The organism is Gaoshiqia sp. US2 (assembly GCF_059705485.1).
The window spans coordinates 1,256,343-1,277,783 of sequence record NZ_AP048550.1; the positions used below are offsets into that span (position 1 = coordinate 1,256,343).

Genomic DNA, 21,441 nt, shown 5'->3' on the forward strand with positions numbered 1-21,441 from the left:
GCGGGTTACTTTCAAAAAGGTATTTCTTTTAAAACTCAGTTTTGATAGGGGTTACAGGGATATTCTGCCTGCATCTTATTTCCTGGCTGCCACTGTTTTCTTCGATTCTCCAGGAAGAGCCAGGTTCAGAAGAATACCTACGACCGCCGCCAAACCGATTCCGGCCAGCGAGAAGTTTCCCCATGAAATCACTGCGCCTCCGATTCCAACGGTTAACACCACCGAAACAATCACCTGGTTGCGGATTTGTGTCATATCAGTTTTTGAATCGATTAATGTTTTGATCCCCACCGAGGCAATTAATCCGAAAAGTAACAGCATAATTCCGCCTAAAACTGCCTGGGGGATGGTTTTTAAAATTCCGCTGATCTTCCCGATTAAAGAAAACACGACCGCTGTGACGGCTGAAATTCGCAAAATAAACGGGTTGGTTACTTTGGTCAGCGAGATGGCTCCGGTTACTTCCGAATAAGTGGTATTGGGCACACCGCCAAAGCAACCGGCCAAACTGGTTGCAATCCCGTCTCCGAGTAAAGTGCGGTGTAAACCTGGTTTCTCAATGAAGTTCTTTTCAGCGACACCGCCAATAGCATACATATCGCCAACATGTTCAATGATGGGGGCAACAGCTACGGGGATCATATAAAGAATGGCGTTCCAGTTGAATTCGGGGGTGGTAAAAGCGGGCAGGCTAAACCAGTCGGCTTCTTTTATCGGAGTAAAATCAATAACACCCAGCGCCAAACCCGCCAAATAGCCAACAATGATACCAATGAATATGGGGATGAGTTTAATCAGTCCCCTGGTGAAAACAACAACAATAATGGCTGTTGCCAGGCTGATGACCGCGATAAGCCAGTGTGTTTTTGCCATGTCGATGGCAACGCCGGCCAGCGAAAGGCCAATAATCATAATAACAGGGCCGACAACAGTTGCAGGAAACAGGCGTTCAATGAATTTTAATCCGCGCCATTTAACCAGTCCCGAAACCAGGGCATAAACCAGGCCTACGGCAATAATTCCGGAGAAAGTTCCGGGTAAACCGTACAAACGGGTCGATTCGATGATCGGGGCGATAAAGGCGAAACTGCTGCCCAGAAAAACCGGAACCATGCCTTTGGTGATTAAATGAAAAAGCAAGGTGCCAATGCCGGCTGTGAATAAGGCAACGGCAGGGTCGATACCAACTAATAAGTCAAACGTGAAAAATCAAAATAATGCTTCCACATTGTTGATAATCAATACAATATTGTTGATTAAATTTGATTTTGGGGGAGTAAAATCTACCGGATTTTTGCCAAATTTGAGAAAAAGCTGGTAGAAATGATAGGTCAAAAAGAAAAAAATCCGCAATTAAGTATGTTCCGGGTCCCGTTGAAACAATTTATTGATGAAAGCCATGAACTGGTTCAACTTTCCGGGAAAATAGACTGGAAAAGTCTGGAGAATGATTTGAGTGTTTATTATTGTGCCGACAACGGGCGTCCATCTGTCCCGATCCGGTTGATCGTTGGGGTTGTCATGTTGCGCAGGATGTATAACCAGAGCGATGAAAGCGTGCTTGACCGTTGGATCGAAAACCCGTACTGGCAATATTTCTGCGGAGAAGTTTATTTCCGTCACGATTTTCCGTTCGACCGGACCGAGTTGATCAAGTTTCGCAGGCGTATCGGGGAAAATGGAGCCGAACAGATTTTGAAGGCAACAGTGGATTTGTTTGGGAGCAAAGAAATCCGGGAAAAAGAAGTTTTAATCGATACCACGGTACAGGAGAAAAACATCACCTTCCCCACCGATGTAAAACTTCAGAAGAAAATCATCGAAAAGTGCCGGAAAATCTCAAAGAAAGAAGGCATCCACCTGAGGCAGACCTACCAACGCGAATTAAAGCAACTGCTGATCGACCAGCGCTTCCATGACCATCCCCGGAGAAAGAAGAAGGCGTTGGCCGCCAGGCGAAGGATAAAAGTGATTGCGGGAAAGATTTTTCGTGACCTGGAACGCAAGATGGGAGAAGCCCAAAAAATGAAATACCAAAACCAGTTCTGTATTTTTAAACGGGTACTGACCCAAACCCGGGGTTCGAAGAACAAGGTTTACAGCATTCATCAACCACAGGTCAGTTGCATTGCCAAAGGCAAAGAACACAAGAAATACGAATTTGGGAACAAAGTATCAATCGTAAAGACCCGTCAATCGGGAATCATTATCGGGATCATAAGCTTTTGCGGAAACCCCTTCGATGGAGATACCCTCTCTCCCCAACTGACGCAAGTGGAAAGGATCACCGGTCACAAGCCCGAAACAGGAATTGTTGACAGGGGATACCGGGGCCGCAAACAAGTAAATGGCACACAAATTATTTGCCCGGGGAAACCACTTGAAAGCCACAACAAATACCAACGACAAAAAACAAGGCAACGCTTCAGGGCCAGGGCCGGGATAGAACCCGTCATTGGCCACGTGAAACACGACCACCGGATGCTTCGGAATTATCTGCTCGACCAGATTGGGGACAATATGAACTCAATCCTGGCAGCAGTCGGTTTTAACCTGAGAAAAATGCTCCGGAGGTTAAAATCCGAAGCAAAAAATATTTTTGAGCTATTTGAAAACTTAGTTTTTCTCTTCAACAGAAACCTGATTTTTACGCTTTTTGAAAAAATGAGGGTTTTTCACGTTTGACTAATAAGGGAACAAGAACGGTCGCACCGAAGGCAACGAATAAAAACTGGACTCCCAAAACCATGTTGCTTGTTGTAAACTGGTTCTGGTTTTTCACTTTTTGATTCATAGAGTTTTTTTAATAGGTTAGTAAAAAACAGGATTAATATAATTTGGCTGCAATATCCCGGATGTATAGCTGGAGATTGGTTTTCCCCCGGAATTCATTTTCAGCAACCGAGTACAGGATATCGAATGGCAGTCCCTGGCTGATGGCCTCATAATGGCTTGCCTGATTAAATGCAATCGCTGAAAAGATGGATGAGTTTCCGGTTGGCTCCACCAGGTCAAGCTTCAGATGCTCCATGTTTCGGCCTACGCATCGGCTGGTGCCGCTGTCAAGCACATTCTCGGTCATAAACAACGGAGTCATATTGTGGGGGCCAAAGGGCTCAAACTGTTTTAAAACCCGGTAAAATTTTGGGGTAATTTCCGAGAGCTGAATTTTGGCGTCAGCCTCCAGTATCTCTGTTTGTTGCAGGTCAGTAATCGTGTTTCTTACAATTTCCTCAAAGCGGCGGGTAAAAGCCGGGATGTTTTCAATTTTCATGGTCAGGCCGGCAGCATACATGTGGCCACCGTACGATTCGAGCAAATCACTGCATTGGCCAATGGCTTCGTACAGGTCAAAATCTTTGACTGAACGGGCTGAACCTGTGGCCAGCCCGTTGGATTCGGTCAGAATGACTGTGGGCCGGTAATAATGCTCGGTTAAACGCGACGCGACAATTCCGACCACGCCTTTATGCCAGTCGCGGTTGTACAGAACTGTGGCATTTCGTTCTGCCTGAATGGGGTCGTGGGCAATCATATCCAAGGCTTCCTGGGTAATATCCCGGTCGAGCGTTTTGCGGATTTCGTTGTATGAGTTGATTTCATCTCCCAGGCGGGTCGATTCATCTTCGTCGGTAATCACCAGAATTTCCACCGATCTTTTGCCGTGTTCAATTCTTCCTGATGCATTTAGCCGGGGCCCGATTTTAAAAACAATATCACTAATGGAAATATGTTGCCCGTCAAGTCCGGAGAGGCGAATGATGGTTTTTAGGCCCAGGCTGGGGTTCGAGTTCAGCTTTTTAAGTCCGTAATGAGCTAATACGCGGTTTTCGCCGGTTACCGGAACAATGTCCGAAGCAATGCTGACGACCACCAGGTCAAGCAGGTCGTAAAGTTCGATGACGGGAATATCGTTTTTTAAGATGTAAGCCTGCAAAAGCTTGAAACCAACCCCGCAACCCGAGAGGTCCTTGTACGGGTAGTTACAGTCCGGGCGTTTGGGGTCGAGCACCGCAACGGCATCGGGGATTTCTTCATCCGGGTTGTGATGGTCGCAAATAATAAAATCGATACCATGATCTTTGGCCTGTTTGATTTTTTCAACGGCCTTGATGCCGCAATCGAGTACAATGACCAGTGAGAATTTTTGTTCGGCGGCGTATTCAATACTTTGCGGCGAAATTCCGTAGCCTTCCGAATAGCGGTCGGGAATGTAGAAATCCAGATTTTCGATACGGGTACGCAGGAACTGGTACATCAGGGCCACCGAGGTGGTGCCGTCAACGTCATAGTCGCCGTATATCATCACCTTTTCCCGGGTGATGATGGCTCTTTCCAGCCGTTCTACGGCCTTGTCCATGTCCTTCATCAGAAACGGATCGTGCAGGTCGGAAAGTTTCGGTCTGAAAAATGACCGGGCTTCATTAAACGATGTAACCCCCCTTTGAGCCAACAGGTTGGCTATAACCATGTTGACATTCAGGGCCGCAGATAAATGCTTGATTACATTTAAATCGCCTTGTTGTTTGACTTTCCAAATTTTATCCATTCCTATTTCCACCGCCACGTATTTACGAACAACTTAAATTTTTCAAAGATAGAAAATGAAGACCGATCTGGAAAACAAAAAGACGAGCTGGTTCTCTTGTTCTGCCGGCGCCGGTATTTTAACGCAGGGCTAAATTTCATCCCCTCAAATCATTAGCTTCACTATAAAATTATCAACATAGGTCAAAAAAATACAAACAACTGATTTTGTTCGTTTTAGTTTGACGAAACCGGTCAGTAGGGATTATTCAATTCTTTGTTATCTTTGCACAAATTTTTTCGAAGCAAATTCAAAAGGAAGATTACCAATGAGTATAGCAGAGCTGAGCGAGCAGGAGATCATCCGGAGGAATTCACTGGCAAAATTACGCGAGTCAGGAATTGAACCTTACCCGGCTGAAGAATATCCGGTGAATACAAAAACAGCAGAGATCAGGGAACAGTTTGAGCCTGAGGCAGGAAACTATCAGGATGTTGTTCTGGCAGGTCGTATCATGAGCCAGCGAATTATGGGAAAAGCATCTTTTGCCGAGCTGCAGGACGATACCGGACGTATTCAGTTGTACATTAACCGCGATGAAATTTGCCCGGGCGACGACAAATCCCTCTACAACGATGTCTTTAAAAAATTACTCGATATTGGCGATATTATTGGGGTGAAAGGCTTTGCCTTTATCACGCAGGTGGGCGAAAAATCGGTCCATGTAAAAGAACTGAAGTTACTGAGCAAGTCGTTGAGACCGCTTCCTGTGGTAAAAGAAAAAGATGGGGTGATCTATGATGCGTTTACCGACCCGGAACAACGTTACCGCCAGCGCTATGTCGACCTGATTGTTAACCCTCAGGTTCGCGACGTTTTTGTAAAACGCACAAAAATCGTGAATACCATGCGCCAAATATTCAACGAGTACGGCTACCTGGAGGTCGAAACACCCATTCTGCAATCCATCCCCGGCGGTGCTGCCGCCCGTCCGTTTATTACGCATCACAATGCCTTAAATATTCCGCTTTATCTGCGCATTGCCAACGAGTTGTATCTGAAACGTTTGATTGTTGGCGGTTTTGAAGGTGTTTATGAATTTGCCAAGGATTTCCGTAACGAAGGAATGGACCGGACACACAACCCCGAGTTTACAGTCATGGAAATTTATGTGGCGTACAAAGATTACAAGTGGATGATGAATTTCACCGAAGAAATGGTGGAGCGCGTCGCCCTGGCCTTACACGGAAAAACAGAAGTCGAGGTTGGCGATAAAATCATCGATTTCAAACGGCCGTTCCCGCGGGTGACCATGTACGATGCCATTAAAGAGCACACCGGTTACGACATTGCCGGAAAATCGGAAAATGAATTACGGGCCATTTGCGCCGAACTGGGAATCGAAACAGATCCGAGCATGGGTAAAGGCAAGCTGATTGATGAACTGTTTGGGGAAAAATGTGAACATCACTACGTTCAGCCGACCTTCATCATCGATTATCCGGTCGAAATGTCGCCGCTGACTAAAAAACACCGCGATTATCCCGAACTGACCGAACGCTTTGAATTGATGGTCAACGGGAAAGAGCTGGCCAATGCTTATTCGGAGTTGAACGATCCGATTGACCAGCGCGAACGTTTTGAAGACCAGATGAAACTCTCTGAAAAAGGAGACGATGAAGCGATGTTCATTGACCAGGACTTTTTGCGTTCCCTCGAGTACGGGATGCCGCCAACATCGGGCATGGGAATCGGAATCGATCGCCTGACCATGTTTATGACCAACAGCCCGTCGATTCAGGATGTCTTATTCTTCCCGCAAATGAAACCGGAGAAAAAACCGGATGCCGACCCGGATGAAAAATTCGAGGCATTGGGGGTTCCCGGCGATTGGGTGGATGTGCTTAAAAAGATGGGCTTCAAAAAAATAGAAGCTTTAAAAGAAGTGAAAGCCGGAAAGCTCTTTAACGATCTTTGCGGGTACAATAAAAAAAATAAACTGGGATTGGAAAATCCCTCAATGGACGATGTGAAGCAATGGCTCGCGTAACATTGAGCGCTCAACTATGCCTACCGAACCGAAAATAGCAATTATAGGGAGTGGAAGCTGGGCTACGGCCCTGGCAAAAATTCTCCTGAATAATGTTGACCGGATAAACTGGTACTTCCGAAACCCGGAAAACATAGAACAGTTTAAGCGGTTCAAACACAATCCCAGCTACCTGAGGGGTGTTGAGTTTGACGTTAGCCGGATTGACTTTTTTAACGATATCAATGAGGTGATTACACAGTCAGACCTGTTGGTGTTAGCAATACCATCGGCCTTTCTGGACAGTTCGCTTTCCGAACTGAACGTGAATATCAGCCAAAAGTTTATTGTTTCGGCTATTAAGGGGATTGTCCCCGAGGGAAACCAGATTGTCGGGCAATACCTTCACCGCAAGTTCAAAGTGCCTTACGACCGGATTGGCGTCATTGCCGGTCCCTGTCATGCCGAAGAGGTTGCCCTGGAGCGTTTGTCGTACCTCACCATTGCCTGTCCGGATATTAAACGGGCCCGCGATTTTGCTGTCAGGCTCGAATGTCCGTATATTCGGCCGCAGGTGTCGGATGATATTTATGGCACCGAGTACGCATCTGTCCTGAAAAATATTATTGCCATTGCCTCCGGAATTGTACACGGGTTGCGTTACGGCGACAACTTTCAGGCAGTGCTCGTGGCCAATGCCATCCAGGAAATTAAACGCTTTGTCGATAAAGTTCATCCCATCACCCGCGATATTAAGAGTTCGGCCTATTTGGGCGATTTGCTGGTGACAGCGTATTCCCAGTTTTCACGAAATCGTACCTTTGGAACCATGATCGGAAAAGGTTACACCACCCGAACTGCCCAGCTCGAAATGCACATGGTGGCCGAAGGGTATTATGCAACCAAATCCATTCATGAAATAAACGCGGAATACAAAGTAAATATCCCGATTTGTGAGGCTGTTTATAACATTCTTTACGAGGGTGTTAATCCCGCGGCAGAGATTCGCCGGCTGACAGAAAAGCTTAGATAGGGATGGTCCTGTGAAGAATTAACCTGTGCAAACGCCTTGCCTGTGTTTATGGAGCGACCGTTTTTTTCCGGCAGGTTTCGACAAGTTGAAGAGAATTACATGAACCTTAAAATCATATAAACAGATGGAAAACATCAGCTTAAAATTTGATAAAACATTCGGTTTCATATCAAAAGATGCGGTGTATGGCTACGCCGGTGAGCTGCAAAAGCATAATGAAGCGCTTCATCAGAAAACAGGAAAAGGAAACGATTTTCTGGGTTGGGTGAACCTGCCGTCTTCGATCTCTGAGACTGAACTGACCGACTACGAAGCAACGGCCAGATTGCTTCAATCGAAGAAAATTGACATTTTTGTTGTGATTGGCATCGGTGGCTCCTACCTCGGGGCTAAAGCCGTTTTGGATGCTTTATCCGATAGTTTTGTTCAGTTGAAAGGAAGCGATAAACCCCTGGTGCTTTTTGCCGGCCAAAATATCAGCGAAGATTATTTGTATGAACTGCGCGAACTGCTGAAAAGCAAAGAATACGCCATGGCTGTAATCTCCAAATCAGGAACGACAACCGAGCCGGCCCTTGCTTTCCGTATGTTGAAACAGGATATCGAAGAGAAATACGGCAAAGAAGAAGCCAAATCGCGTATTGTGGCCGTTACTGATGTTGCCCGTGGCGCCTTGCGTAAACTGGCCGACACCGAGGGTTACAAAACATACGTGATTCCTGATGATGTAGGCGGCCGTTACTCGGTGCTCACGCCGGTTGGTTTGCTGGCGATTGCAGTAGCCGGTTTCGACATCCGTGCCCTGGTAAAAGGGGCGGTGGATATGGAACATGCATCGGGCGTTGATGTACCTTTCGATAAAAACCTGCCCGCCCAATATGCCGCTGTACGGAACGAACTCTACAAAAGCGGCAAGCTGATTGAAATTTTGGTGAACTACAATCCTAAATTACATTACGTGGCCGAATGGTGGAAACAGCTTTACGGCGAAAGTGAAGGAAAAGAAGGGAAAGGAATTTTCCCGGCCAGCGTTGACTTTACGTCCGATCTGCATTCGATGGGCCAATACATCCAGGAAGGCGAGCGGAAGTTGTTCGAAACAGTGATCTCAGTGGCCAGTCCCGATCGCGAAGTGCGGATCCCTACCGACCCGGAAAACCTCGACGGTTTGAACTTCCTGGCCAATAAGCGGGTTGACGAAGTGAATAAAATGGCCGAACTGGGAACCATGATTGCCCATGTTGACGGTGGCGTTCCGAACATGCTGATCGAGTTACCCAAGCTGAATGAATACTACCTGGGGCAGCTGATCTATTTCTTTGAAAAGGCCTGTGGCCTCAGCGGTTACGCACTCGGCGTAAATCCGTTTGACCAGCCCGGGGTCGAAGCTTACAAAAAGAACATGTTCGCTTTGCTCGAAAAGCCTGGCTTCGAAGCCGAAACCAAAGCCATTAAAGCGTGTTTGTAACCGGCCTTATTTTCATATAAAAAAGAGAAGTCAAACAAAATTGACTTCTCTTTTATACCGATCACCCATTCAATAGGATACTAAACTCAGACGAGTGAAATCAGACCGGTTTAAAGGATATTTTTTCGCGATTGTTGCTACCCTGGCATTTTCGAACATTTACATTTTCAGTAAAGCGGCGCTGAACGAAGTGCATTTGTTCCAGTTTGGCGTGTACTGGTTTGCTGTTTCTCTGTTGTTTAACCTGGGCTGGCTCGTCAAAACAGGCGGGCTTGCTGCCATCCGGAACTTCAATTTTTCACATTGGCGGATTTTACTGCTTTTGGGTGTTCTCGAAATCCTGACCAACCTGACCTTTTACCTGTCCATTCAAATCATTCCCGACCCGGCGATTACCTCTTTTTTGGGTAATATTTACCCGGTGTTGCTGACGATTATGGGAGTCATCTTTCTCAGTGAACGATTCAGCCTGACAGAAGTAATTGGCGCTTTGCTGGCCTTGACAGGCGCTTTTATTATCAGCTACCAGGGAGGCACGTCACTTTCCGATTTGTTTATCCCGGGGGCCGGAGTGGTACTGATCAACGCGATTTTTGCGGCGGTGGCTTCGCTGATTGTAAAAATGAATCTGAAAAAAATCCCGGCCGAGGTGCTAAACACCAACGTGTCGGCCTGGTTGTTTTTGGCATCGGCAGTCATGCTGCTCATTTCAGGAAAGCCTTTGGCCATCCCGGTATCTGCTCTGACCAACATTGTGATTGGTTCATTTTTTGGTCCGTTCCTCGGAATCCTCACGATTTATTATTCGTTTAAATACATCGAAGTTTCCAAATCATCGATCGTGCAGAGCCTGAAGGGTGTATTTGTGCTGATCGGGAGTTATTTATATTTCCAAACCTTTCCGCTCGGGCACCAGTTGTGGGGCGGTTTGCTTACCGTTTTGGGTGTTTTGCTGATTTCGGTGGCGCGAATGCGAATCTTTCGGCGACGATCGTTTTCGGGCGAATAATCCGAAAGATGCAGGCGGTTTTCAGCGTATGCCCAAAAATGATTTTCGGGTGGATGAAGCTTGATCTGGTCAAATTTGTTTAATTTGCGTCATGAACTATCTGGCACATGTATACCTGTCGGGAGAGTCGGATGAGCTGATTCTGGGGAATTTTATCGGCGACTATGTGAAGGGGCAGCAATACCTGAATTTCCGGGAAGAAGTCGGGCGGGGCGTTTTGCTTCACCGGAGTATTGATGCCTTCACCGACAACCATCCCCTGGTACGGCAGGCTTCGCGACGGTTTCAACCAGGCTACGGACGGTATGCCGGCATTGTGACCGATGTTGTTTTCGATCATTTTCTGGCCCGGTACTGGGCTGCTTATTCGGTGTATACTTTGCGGCAATTTTCAAAACATGTGCATGCTGTTTTGCTTTCCAATTTCATTCACCTGCCGTTAGCGGTGAAAACCTTTCTTCCGTTTTTAATTCAGCACAAACGGCTCGAATCGTATGCGCAGCTTGAAGGAATCAGTCATTCGCTGGAAATTATGGGACGACGGACCAGTCTTCCGGAGAAAACTGAATTTGCTATGCAAACGCTGGTTTCGGAATATGACCTGATCAAAGAAGAATTTGAGACTTTTTTTAACGAGCTGGTGTTGTTTGTTGAAACCCGATTTGGGGTGAAAATAAAGAAACCCGTTAAACACGGGCTTTGGACGGATAATGTTGTACTTTGAGGTCGGTCTTTTCGAAGAAAAACTGCTCTTCGCCAAAAGCCGGCTCCAAATCATCCAGCCAAATAGCCTTCGGATCGTAGCGGGCAAAAAACGGGCGGTTGACCCAGTCCGGGTTACGTCCTTGCAGAAAATTCAGTACAAATACCTTTTCTCCCTTCACTTTTTGGGTTCCCAGGATCTGGATCTTTCCCGGGGCACACGACATAGAAGGGCCCCGCACTGTGCGGCAGATTCCGCTGACCTGTTGAATCGCTTTCTGGTAAATACGCCATGCCTCTTCCAGTGAGACGGCAAAATAGTCCTGCGCGCCGGTGTTGCGCACCACAAACATGTAATAGGGGATGATCCCCAGATTGACCTGTTTACGCCACATCAGGGCCCACACATCCGGGTCGTCGTTGATGTGCTTTAAAAGAGGAGACTGCGCCCTGATCTGAACACCCGCCGCTTTCAGTTTGTCGATCGCTTTTTTGACTGCTGTTGTTTCCAGCGACCTGTAATGGTTAAAATGGGCCATCAGGGAGATGGTGATGCCCCGCTGATTCATTTTTTTAAACAAGTGAAGCAATTCGCCGGCATCGCTGTCGCTGGTAAACCGGTAGGGCCAGTACGTCAGCGCTTTGGTGCCAATGCGGATGGTTTTTATATGATCCAGACCGGCATTCAGGATGGCGTTGAAATAATTGACAAAATGCCGGGTCGACATCACCGCGGGATCGCCGCCGGTAAACAGGATATCGGTAATTTCGGGATGTTGTTTCAGGTACCTGACCAGCAAATCAACTTCTTTCATCGCGAACTTGAAACTATTCAGCGCAAATTGCGGCCAGCGAAAGCAAAACGTACAGTAGGCATGGCAAGTCTGTCCCTGTGTCGGGAAAAAAAGAACGGTTTCCCGGTATTTATGCTGAATTCCGTTTAAACGCACCCCATCCAGATACGGAACGTTGCTTTCCTGTCCGGCCGGATTGGGATTAAGCTGAAGGCGTACCTTTTCTATGGCATTTTTCAGCGTAACTTTGTCGGCATTCGATTTTAACAGCCAGGCAATACGCTGGAAATGTTCGTCGGAGAGCATCCCCTTTTGCGGAAAATTGAGGATAAAAAACGGATCATCTTCAAAATGTTCCCAATCGATTAACTCGTCGACAATATAATTACTGACTTTAAAAGGTAAAACAGCGCCAACAACATCAATCACAAACTTTTGTTCTTCCGATAGTTTGGTCATTTGCGGAATTTCGCGGTAGTTGCCGAGCGAGTAAGAGCGATACTTCATGATTTCAATCGTTTTTTTTGAATCAATAAACCTTTCCGGATGTCCATGTAAAAAAACCGGGATTGATGTTGAGCGTGGCCTCCTAAAAAACATGGCATCTGTTTGCTTTTCCACCTAAAATCTGAAAAGCAGTTTAAAGATACAAAAAATCAGGGAGCCCTGAAACCCAAAAACGACGTCAGTCCGGGATTTTAGTAACTGAGTTCTCCATCCGGCTGGCATCCAGGTTTCTGATGTCCGGGCAATTTCGGCGAGCAGTACAATGTTTTCAGATGGAAATTTTTCAAACAGGAGTGGTTTTATTGTCACAAAACGGTCGCCGGCTTACCCCCTCGTTTGAGTTTAATGGAAGGGGAGGCCGGTTTTTGGTGATTGGCGGTAGTTTTTATCATTTTTTCGTTAACCGGTATTTCAAGTGAGTGGTTAATTTTGAAGGAATTACTTCACTAATTTCAATGCTGAAAATATCTTTGTCAATATTGTCAAACAAACGGATACCGCTTCCTAAAATGACAGGTGTAATGTGAATATAAAATTCATTGATCAGCCCTGCGTTCAAAAATTGTTGAATTGTTTCCGGTATTTTAAAGATTTTTGTGTATGTCTCTTTTCGTGGCGCCTGCATAGGGCAATGTTGGATAAAACAAAAAAGCAAATTCCGCCGGGAAGGAGAAGACAACCGGAGGAGTTGACAGAACACGAACCGGTGAAAGACAGCCGTTTTCGGTCTCTCCAATTCCGGCAGAAAACAATGCGGGCATTATGCCCGGTCGGCCGATATTTTGTATCTTCCGCCCACGGAACATTTAAAATCAGAAAGCAAATGAAACAGTTATTCTCCTACTTCATGAAAGGACTGGTACTGGTCGCCCCGATTGCCATTACCGGATATATCATCTTCTTAACCTTCGATTTTATTGACGGTATATTACGCGATGTACTCAAGACCTGGCTGGGGCACATTATTCCCGGGCTGGGACTGCTGATTATTGTTTTGTTGCTCACCCTGCTTGGGCTCGTCGGCGAGTACGTGGTCACCAACCCATTCAAAAAGGTGGGCGAACGACTGCTCGAAAAGGCCCCGCTGCTTAAGGTGATTTACAGCTCGCTGGTCGATTTGTTTTCGGCTTTTGCCGGTAAAGAGAAGAAATTCAGCGAGCCGGTCATGGTCTGTATCAATAGCGAAAACAACCTGTGGAAAATTGGTTTTATCACCCAGAAAAGTCTCGACGAATTGGGGCTGACAGGCATGGTAGCCGTGTATTTCCCGCACTCGTACAACTTTTCGGGCGAGTTGTTCATGATCGCGACTTCAGCCGTTCATAAACTGAATATGCCCCCGGCCGAGGCCATGAAGTTTGTGGTTTCGGGTGGTGTTACGCGGGTCAACTAAGGTCAGCATTAGTCACCCGCTGGTTTGAGGGTGACTAATGCTGGCCGGTTATTATAATTCCAGTTGAAGTTGATTTAATTCGCCGGTGATGAATGCCAATTCTTCGGATGATAACTGAATATCCATCGCCCGGGCATTTTGGATAGCCTGGTTTGCATCACGCGCTCCCACCAGGGCAATGGTTATCCCGGCTTGTTCCACTGTCCAACGGATCACCAGTTGGCCAATGCTTGCCTGTTTTTCATCGGCCAGGGGTTTCAGCTTATCTAAAAAAACATTGACCCGCCGAATATTTTCATTGGTAAAATAAGGATTTCCGGCCCGGTGGTCACCTTTTTCAAACTGATGACCCGGTTTCATTTTTCCGGTCAGCAAGCCCCGCTCCATCGGGCTGTAAGCCAATATCGATTTGTTATTTTTAAGTGTGTAAGGCACCAATTCGCGTTCAATGCCGCGTTTAACCATGCTGTATGGAACCTGATTGGATACCAGCGTGACCGATTTCCCGGCTTCCTCCATTTGTTCGGCGGTGTAGTTGCAAACCCCGGCGTACCTGACCTTTCCGTCTTTAATCAGCTGAGCCACTGCTTCCATGGTTTCCGGGATCGGCGTGGTTGAATCGGGCCAGTGGATTTGGTAAAGATCAATATAGTCAGTTTTAAGGCGGCGTAAACTGTCCTCGCATTCTTTGATCACGCTTTCTTTCCCGGAGTACCGATGCAGGTTAACCGGATTTCCCTGGTTATCGAAGCTGCTGAAAAAGTAATCCCCGAGTTTGGTGTCCCAGCGTAAACCATATTTGGTCAAAATCTGGACCTTGTCGCGCGGGAGCCCGCTGATGGCATCACCTACAATTTCTTCACTTGCCCCCATCCCGTAAACAGGAGCCGTATCGATTGATGTTACGCCCAAGTCATAGGCAGCGCGGATGGCATTCACCGATTCGCGGTGTTCGGTACCTCCCCACATCCATCCCCCTACTGCCCACGCGCCAAACGTGACTACCGACACTTCCAACTCCGAATTTCCCAATTTGCGGTATTCCATAATGGTTCTGATTGATAATGTTTGTTAACGATTTTTCTATTTGCTGGATATCAGCTGGGGTTTTGTGCTGATCGTGAATTTATATTTATCGCCCCGGTAGAGCGATTTCTCTATTTCGACCAGCCGTCCGTCCTGGCAAAAAATAGCGCCATCGAGGATGAAAACTGCAATCGGAATTTCATTTTCAAAATAGTTGTTGGGTTCCTGCGGGTAGATGATGGTGTTGCTTAGTGTTCGCTCCACGTTGCCTAAGACCAGTTGATATTTTTCTTCATAAACCTTGATCAGCGATTGTTCCAGATCAATAAGATGAATTTTCGGACAAATTGACATCGAAATATACCGGGTTTCATCCTTTAGTAATACCTCATCGGCATAACGTAAACGATGAATCTTTAAAACAGGCCCTTCCATAATATAATGACGATTATTGATGGATGAAGAAATGCCTTCGTCGAGCGTAATTTTTTCAAGGATGATATTTTTAGGCGTAAAGCCTTCCTTAATCAGGTTGTCGCTGAAGCTTTCTTTCATCGCATGAAAGGAACCCAGAACCCGGGTTAGGTGTTTGTCTTCCGACCGATTGAGCACAAAGGTTCCTTTTCCCTTAATCCGGTTTGCCCAACCGTTAAGCTCAATTTCCAGAAGACTCTTCCTCGCGGTGGTATTACTAATGGAGTACATTTTAATCAACTCATTTTCAGAGGGAATTTTATCTCCCGGCTGCAGTTCACCCGATTCAATTTTCTGGATGATTTCCTTACTGATAGCAATATACTTCGGAACAGCTTTGTTCATATGTTTTATAACAAGCGATAATTACAACGACAAAATAACAATATTATTTGCACAATTGAAAGGCATTTGTATTTTTGTAAAAAAATTAACTTAGTGCGTTAACTCATGATGAAAAAATATTCTCCCTGGCTTCCCTGGTTAATTGTGATGATGGCCTTTTTTGCAACGGCTCTGAGCTTTCTTGACAGGCAGGTCCTTTCCATCTCAATTATCCGGATTAAAGAAGACTTTCACATTTCAGATATTGAATATGGCTTTATCAATACTGGTTTTCTGATTAGTTACGCCATCATGTTTACCGTGGGAGGAATACTTATTGACCGTTACGGGAGCCGTATTGGGCTGGCATATTCAGTAGGTGTCTGGTCGCTGGCCACCATGCTGCATTCGTTTGCCAACAATGCTTTCCATTTCGGATTTTATCGCTTTCTGCTGGGAGTAGGCGAAGGCGGCGCTTTTCCCGGGGCGATCAAAGCCGTTGTAGAATGGATTCCAAAAAACAAGCAGGCTTTGGCAAACGGGATCGCCATCGGAGGTTCGGCGCTCGGCGCCGTCATTGCCCCTCCGCTCTGCGTGTACCTGATTCAGGTCACCGGATGGAGAGGAGTATTTATTGTCACCAGCATCATTGGTTTCATTTGGCTGGGAGCCTGGCTGTTGTTTCCCAAAAGTAAACCAGCCAATCATTTAACAGAAAACGCGGAAGACAAACCAAACCCACGGTTAAGAACAAAACTGGCTCAAATATTACGGATTAAAGAAGTATGGGTTTTTATTATGATCCGGTTTTTACTGGATCCCATCTTCTATTTTTATATGTTCTGGATTCCAAAATTTCTGAATGAATCGCGCGGTGCCGATCTCGTACAAATTGGCAATTTGTTCTGGATCCCGTTTTTAGCTCTGGGACTCTCCAATATGCTTGGCGGCTGGTTGTCGGACGTGGTATTAAAGAAAACATCGAGCCTGGACAAAGCCCGGAAAAGCATCATGGGAATTGCTGCTTTGCTGACTATGGCAGCCTTATTGGTCAAGTACGTGCCTTCAATCGGGCTTATCATGGTGATTATGTCTATTGTCTTTTTTGCTCACGGGCTATGGATTACCAATTACATTACTTCCATCAGCGATATTTTCGGGAGATCAGCAACCTCTACCATCGTAGGTTTTTCAGGCTCTGCAGGTGCCATCTCAGCTTTAATTCTGAATCCGGTCATTGGAGTGATTATCACAAAATACTCTTACAACCCCATGTGGATCTATGCCGGATCGATGTACCTGGTTTGTTTTATTGGCTTCCTTGTATTCATCCCTAAATTAAAAACAATAAATCTCCATTAAACGAAACACAGAACGGAGGTTGGATTATTTTTTTACATGAAAATACTTAGTGCGTAAAGATAAATATTAAAAGCGTTATTATGGACACATTTTTAAAAGAACAAAAACTGATAACCCTGCAGAAAACTTCAGCCCGGATTGGAATATTTGGTGTTGGGTATGACAAGTATTGGAGTCAATTCCCCGGTTTGCTTGATGATTTAATGCACAAACACGAAGTAATTCTCCAAAAATTTTCAGATAAAGGCCCAACCATCATTGATTTCGGAATGGTTGACAACCCGGCAAAGGCTTACGCTGTGGTGAAAGAACTGGAAGCAGCCAACCTGGATATGATTTTTTGCAATATGCTTACCTATGCCACTTCCGGTACGTTTGGGATCATTATCAAAACACTCTCTGTGCCAATTATTCTTGTTGCACTTCAGCCTTTAAAAGCGCTTGATTACACCAAAGCGTCAACCTACATGCAATTGGCCAACGACGATATTTGCTCGCTGCCCGAATTTGCCGGAGTTGCTGTCAGGATGGGGAAAAAAGTGCCCGATATGATCATTGGCACTTTATATGATGATCCGCAGGTCGATGTACAAATTGACGAATACTGCCGGATTTCGAGGGTGCTGCACGATCTGAAAAATGCGCAATTCGGGCATCTTGGTCATCCGATCAACGCGATGCTGGATATGCACACCGATGCTACCATGCTCACGTCGATGTTTGGCTGCCACGTGGTTGAATGCGAAGCAAACGAACTTGTTGCCTGTTATGACCGGGTTACCGAGGAGGAGATCAGATCGGCCGAAGAAATGATCCTCGACTTCTTTGATACGCCTGATCCGGTGTCTGACCCGATCTCTCTAAAACTTCAGGAAAGTGATTTAAGAGTGGCCGCGAAGGTGAGCGTGGCATTAAAGCACTTTGTAGAAGAAAAAAAGCTCCACGGGCTTGCTTATTATTATGACGGACCTGAGAACAGCAAGCTGAGAACAGTGATGTCGAACCTCATTGTCGGAAATTCGTTGTTAACTTCTAATGGGTTTCCGATGTGCGGAGAATCCGATTTAAAAACGCTTGTTGCCCTGTTGTTGATGGATCGGTTAGGAATCGGAGGCAGTTTTGCCGAATTTCACCCGGTCGATTTCAAAGAAGGCTTTGTCCTGGTCGGACATGACGGCCCTCACAACATTTCGATTGCAGAAGGCAAGCCGGTTTTAAGAAGTCTGAAAAAATACCACGGCAAACCCGGGCACGGGGCCGGCGTGGAATTTAAAATCAAGGAAGGCCCGATTACCATGCTTTCGATTAACTCGACTTATGACGGAAAGTTTAAGTTTGTAATCGCCGAAGGCGAATCGGTTAAAGGACCGATCCCTCCTACCGGGAATACAAATACGCGCGGATTTTTTAAGCCGGATGTGCGGACTTTTTTAACCCGCTGGATTTCAGAAGGGCCAACGCATCATTTTGCTTTAGGAATCGGACATCATGCCAAATCAATCGAAAAGATAGCTGATTATCTTCATATTGAATCGGTAATCATTAAGTAAAACCAAACACAGAATAAAACAACAACTCGAAATCTTATGAAAAAGAATGATTCATTGTTTGCAAAGAACCGCATCGCTAAACAGTTGTTTTTCATACTGGTATGTGTGATTTGCGTTTCAGTGGACACTGCTGCCCGCGAGGCAGTAGTTCCGGCTGGTGCAGAACAGCCCCAGCTTGTAAGCGGACAGGTAACCGACAGTGATGGCAATCCTTTGCCCGGGGTTACCGTGGTGGTAAAAGGAACCACGCAAGGGACCATTACTGATCCGTCCGGGCGTTACACCATCTCCATTCCTTCAGGAGACCCGTTACTGGTATACTCGTTCGTAGGGATGACCACGCAGGAAATAGCCACAAAAGGAAAAACGACAATCAACGTCGCATTAACAGAAGATGTAAAAAGTGTGGATGAAGTGGTTATTGTGGGATACGGTACCCTCCGGAAAATGGATCTGACCGGTTCTGTTGAATCGGTTAAAATGAATGAGATGCAAAAAGCGCCCGTCAAATCATTTGATGAAAGTTTGGCCGGACGTATTGCAGGGGTAACGGTTGCCGGAAACGACGGTCAGCCCGGTACAAATAACAACATTGTCATTCGCGGCGTCGGATCAATTACCGGATCAACCTCCCCCTTGTATGTTATCGACGGGGCCCCGATGGAAGACTCTTACGCAAACACCCTGAACCCGAGCGATATCGAATCGATCAACATCCTTAAAGATGCCTCGGCAACAGCAATCTACGGTGCAAGAGGGGCAAACGGCGTTGTGTTAATCACTACAAAACGCGGGATCAAAGGCGCTCCGGTTGTTACCTACAATGCGTATTATGGTTTTTCTGTTCCGCCAAAATCAATCGATCTGATGGGAGCCTACGAGTTTGTGAAATATCAGGCCGAGCTCAATCCAACTTACGCCCAGAACGTTTATTTTATAAACGGGAAGACTCTGGAAGATTACAGAGATGCAAAAAGCATTGATCTGCAGGACCAAATGTTTCAGCGTTCGCCCATCCACAACCATGAAATCTCGGTTCGGGGAGGATCGGAAAATACGTCGTATTCGGTTTCGGGAAATGTTCTCGATCAGGATGGTATTGCCATCAATTCCGGTTTTAAAAGGTACCAGGGACGAATGACGCTTGACCAGAATTTCAACAAAAAAGTGAAAGCCGGCGTCGACCTGACTTACAGCAGCGAAATTTCGCACGGCGCTATCTTGACCCAGTCCTCCGATTCGTATACATATGCCAACCTTAGTTTATTATATTCGGTATGGGGATTCAGACCAATTCTGGGCGATAACGAAAGTCTGCTGGATGAACTCTTTGACCCGGCTATGCCTGCAACCGATTTCCGGGTGAACCCGATTTTATCTGCAAAAAACGAATTCAGGCAAACCAAGGTAAATAATATGCGGGCAAACGGATACCTGGAATATAAGCTAAGTCCTTATTTAACCTTAAAACTGGCTGGTGGTATCACCAACATCATGGTTGAGCGGCAAGGTTTCTTCAATTCGTTGACTACTGCCGGAAATGAACGCAGAGACCAGAAACAGAACGGATTTATTTATTTCCGGCCTGTTACCAACTGGAACAACACCAACACGTTGACTTACAACAGAAACTTCAACAAAATTCATAACCTGAATGTCGTCGTCGGGAATGTGGTACAAAAACAAAAAGACGGCAATTACGGATTTTCAGCAATCCAGGTACTGAACGAAGGCACCGGGGTCGACGGTTTGGACGAAGCTTCGGCCAACTTTGGCACATCAGGCAGTTCGCGCTGGTCGCTGGCCTCGTTTCTTGGACGTGTTAATTACAGCTACAAGTCTAAATACATTATCACAGGCTCAGCCCGGTACGATGGTTCGTCCAAATTTGCACCGGGCAACCGTTGGGGATTTTTCCCGTCGGGGGCTTTTGCATGGAGAATGTCTGAAGAAAGTTTCATGAAAAATATCGCTTCTCTGTCGAATGCCAAGCTCCGGTTGAGTTACGGGGCAACCGGTAATAACCGGATATCCGATTTTGCTTATCTCTCAACCATGTCGATCCCGCGAAACGGAGGCTATTCTTTTAATAACTCCGAACCCAACCGGGGGGCCCTGCTCGAGAATTTTGGCAATCCGCGGTTGAAATGGGAAACGACCTATCAGACAAATATCGGATACGACCTGGGACTGTTCAACAACCGGATTGACTTATCGGCCGATCTGTACCGGAAAACCACCGAAGATGTGCTATTGAATGCCAACCTGCCGTATTCAACCGGGTTGACAACCATTTATGATGTAGCCACGGCATACAAAAACATCGGGAAAATCAGAAACCAAGGGCTTGAGATCACCGTGAATACGGTAAATATCAGAAAAAAAGATTTTGAGTGGAGCACAAACTTCAATATCAGTTTCAACCAAAACAAGGTGATGGAATTAAATGAAGGACAAACGGCCTTGCTTCAGAATGTAAACTTTGATACCGACTTCCGGAATACCAGCCCCTATATTGCCCAACTGGACAAACCCATCGGGCAAATGTACGGCCTGATTTGGGACGGGGTTTACCAATACGAAGATTTTGATTTGGTTCTCGGAAATTACATTCTGAAAGATCACATCACCACAAACGGACAGGCTCGGGCCAATGTTCAGCCCGGCGATATCAAATACAAAGACATCAACGGCGACCTGGTGGTCAACGAAATGGACTTTACGGTAATTGGACGGGGTTATCCGATCCACACGGGGGGCTTCAGCAATAACTTCAGTTATAAAGGTTTCGATTTGAATATTTTCTTCCAATGGTCGTACGGCAACGACCTGATTAATGCCAACCGGCTGTTTTTCGAAGGAAATGCCAAACGTGTGGTGGCCTTAAACCAGTTTGCCACTTACGAAAACCGATGGACACCCGAAAATCCCAGCAACGAACATTTTCGTACTGCCGGAAAACGCGACACCTATTATACCAGCCGCGAAGTGGAAGACGGCTCTTTCCTCCGGCTGAAAACGGTCTCGCTGGGCTACGATTTCAACCAATCGCTGGCAGAGAAACTAAAACTGAAAAGTTTGCGCGTATATGCTTCGGCTCAAAACCTGTATACCTGGACCAACTATTCAGGACAGAATCCTGATGTATCGACAAGGCACTCTGCCTTAACTCCCGGTTTTGATTTTGCGGCCTATCCGCTGGCCACAACAATCACTTTCGGCATCAAAGCTTCATTCTAATT

Annotated in this window: 16 protein-coding genes; 10 read left to right on the forward strand and 6 right to left on the reverse strand. The window is 46.1% G+C overall.

The genetic code is table 11. The features are described 5' to 3' along the window. Positions 1-75 precede the first annotated feature (75 nt). A complete protein-coding gene (locus AC6H3C_RS04880) occupies positions 76-1,182 on the reverse strand; it encodes a uracil-xanthine permease family protein (protein ID WP_497521251.1) in 1,107 nt (368 codons plus the stop codon). Positions 1,183-1,323: 141 nt separating this feature from the next. Between AC6H3C_RS04880 and AC6H3C_RS04885 the strand changes: the two genes are divergently transcribed. Continuing rightward, complete coding sequence (locus AC6H3C_RS04885; protein WP_497518526.1) at positions 1,324-2,685, forward strand: IS5 family transposase; 1,362 nt, start codon at positions 1,324-1,326, stop codon at positions 2,683-2,685. 142 nt (positions 2,686-2,827) lie between these two features. Here the strand turns inward: AC6H3C_RS04885 and recJ are convergent, their stop codons facing one another. After that, positions 2,828-4,561, reverse strand: coding sequence for a single-stranded-DNA-specific exonuclease RecJ (gene recJ / locus AC6H3C_RS04890; protein ID WP_497519558.1), 1,734 nt, complete (start codon positions 4,559-4,561; stop codon positions 2,828-2,830). Between the two features lie 295 nt (positions 4,562-4,856). Here recJ and lysS point away from each other — a divergent pair, with 295 nt between their 5' ends. The 5 genes from lysS (at position 4,857) to AC6H3C_RS04915 (ending at position 10,791) form a co-directional block, all read left to right on the forward strand. After that, positions 4,857-6,578, forward strand: a complete 1,722-nt coding sequence (lysS, locus tag AC6H3C_RS04895; protein ID WP_497519559.1) for a lysine--tRNA ligase — start codon at positions 4,857-4,859, stop codon at positions 6,576-6,578. 16 nt (positions 6,579-6,594) lie between these two features. Then, positions 6,595-7,590, forward strand: coding sequence for an NAD(P)H-dependent glycerol-3-phosphate dehydrogenase (locus AC6H3C_RS04900; RefSeq protein ID WP_497519560.1), 996 nt, complete (start codon positions 6,595-6,597; stop codon positions 7,588-7,590). 124 nt (positions 7,591-7,714) lie between these two features. Further along, on the forward strand, positions 7,715-9,058 hold the full coding sequence (locus AC6H3C_RS04905) for a glucose-6-phosphate isomerase (RefSeq protein ID WP_497519561.1): 1,344 nt from the start codon (positions 7,715-7,717) through the stop codon (positions 9,056-9,058). Positions 9,059-9,152: 94 nt separating this feature from the next. Further along, entirely contained in the window at positions 9,153-10,067 is a 915-nt protein-coding gene (locus tag AC6H3C_RS04910) for a DMT family transporter (RefSeq protein ID WP_497519562.1), read from the forward strand. Positions 10,068-10,158: 91 nt separating this feature from the next. Then, positions 10,159-10,791 (forward strand): acyl carrier protein phosphodiesterase, encoded by a 633-nt coding sequence (locus AC6H3C_RS04915; protein ID WP_497519563.1) that lies wholly within the window; start codon positions 10,159-10,161, stop codon positions 10,789-10,791. Here the strand turns inward: AC6H3C_RS04915 and AC6H3C_RS04920 are convergent. Both AC6H3C_RS04920 and AC6H3C_RS04925 read right to left on the reverse strand, forming a co-directional pair. After that, entirely contained in the window at positions 10,754-12,070 is a 1,317-nt protein-coding gene (locus AC6H3C_RS04920) for a KamA family radical SAM protein (protein WP_497519564.1), read from the reverse strand. The genes AC6H3C_RS04915 and AC6H3C_RS04920 overlap by 38 nt on opposite strands. A gap of 388 nt (positions 12,071-12,458) precedes the next feature. Next, positions 12,459-12,695, reverse strand: coding sequence for a dihydrofolate reductase family protein (locus AC6H3C_RS04925; RefSeq protein ID WP_497519565.1), 237 nt, complete (start codon positions 12,693-12,695; stop codon positions 12,459-12,461). Positions 12,696-12,893: 198 nt separating this feature from the next. Here AC6H3C_RS04925 and AC6H3C_RS04930 point away from each other — a divergent pair, with 198 nt between their 5' ends. Next, complete coding sequence (locus AC6H3C_RS04930; RefSeq protein ID WP_497519566.1) at positions 12,894-13,463, forward strand: DUF502 domain-containing protein; 570 nt, start codon at positions 12,894-12,896, stop codon at positions 13,461-13,463. Positions 13,464-13,514: 51 nt separating this feature from the next. Here AC6H3C_RS04930 and AC6H3C_RS04935 read toward each other — a convergent pair whose 3' ends face one another. Together AC6H3C_RS04935 and AC6H3C_RS04940 are read right to left on the reverse strand one after the other, a co-directional pair. Further along, the gene (locus AC6H3C_RS04935; RefSeq protein WP_497519567.1) at positions 13,515-14,510 is read right to left on the reverse strand and encodes an aldo/keto reductase; all 996 of its coding nucleotides are present in this window, start codon (positions 14,508-14,510) and stop codon (positions 13,515-13,517) included. A 36-nt stretch (positions 14,511-14,546) separates the two neighbouring features. Next, positions 14,547-15,308 carry a GntR family transcriptional regulator gene (locus AC6H3C_RS04940; protein WP_497519568.1) on the reverse strand — a complete coding sequence of 254 codons (762 nt, stop codon included), beginning with the start codon at positions 15,306-15,308 and terminating at the stop codon, positions 14,547-14,549. Between the two features lie 105 nt (positions 15,309-15,413). Between AC6H3C_RS04940 and AC6H3C_RS04945 the strand changes: the two genes are divergently transcribed. The 3 genes from AC6H3C_RS04945 to AC6H3C_RS04955 all read left to right on the forward strand — a co-directional run bounded on the left by AC6H3C_RS04945 (position 15,414) and on the right by AC6H3C_RS04955 (position 21,439). Then, the gene (locus AC6H3C_RS04945; RefSeq protein ID WP_497519569.1) at positions 15,414-16,649 is read left to right on the forward strand and encodes an MFS transporter; all 1,236 of its coding nucleotides are present in this window, start codon (positions 15,414-15,416) and stop codon (positions 16,647-16,649) included. Between the two features lie 80 nt (positions 16,650-16,729). After that, positions 16,730-18,199, forward strand: coding sequence for an L-arabinose isomerase family protein (locus tag AC6H3C_RS04950; RefSeq protein ID WP_497519570.1), 1,470 nt, complete (start codon positions 16,730-16,732; stop codon positions 18,197-18,199). Between the two features lie 36 nt (positions 18,200-18,235). Further along, positions 18,236-21,439 carry a SusC/RagA family TonB-linked outer membrane protein gene (locus AC6H3C_RS04955; RefSeq protein ID WP_497519571.1) on the forward strand — a complete coding sequence of 1,068 codons (3,204 nt, stop codon included), beginning with the start codon at positions 18,236-18,238 and terminating at the stop codon, positions 21,437-21,439. Positions 21,440-21,441 lie beyond the last annotated feature (2 nt).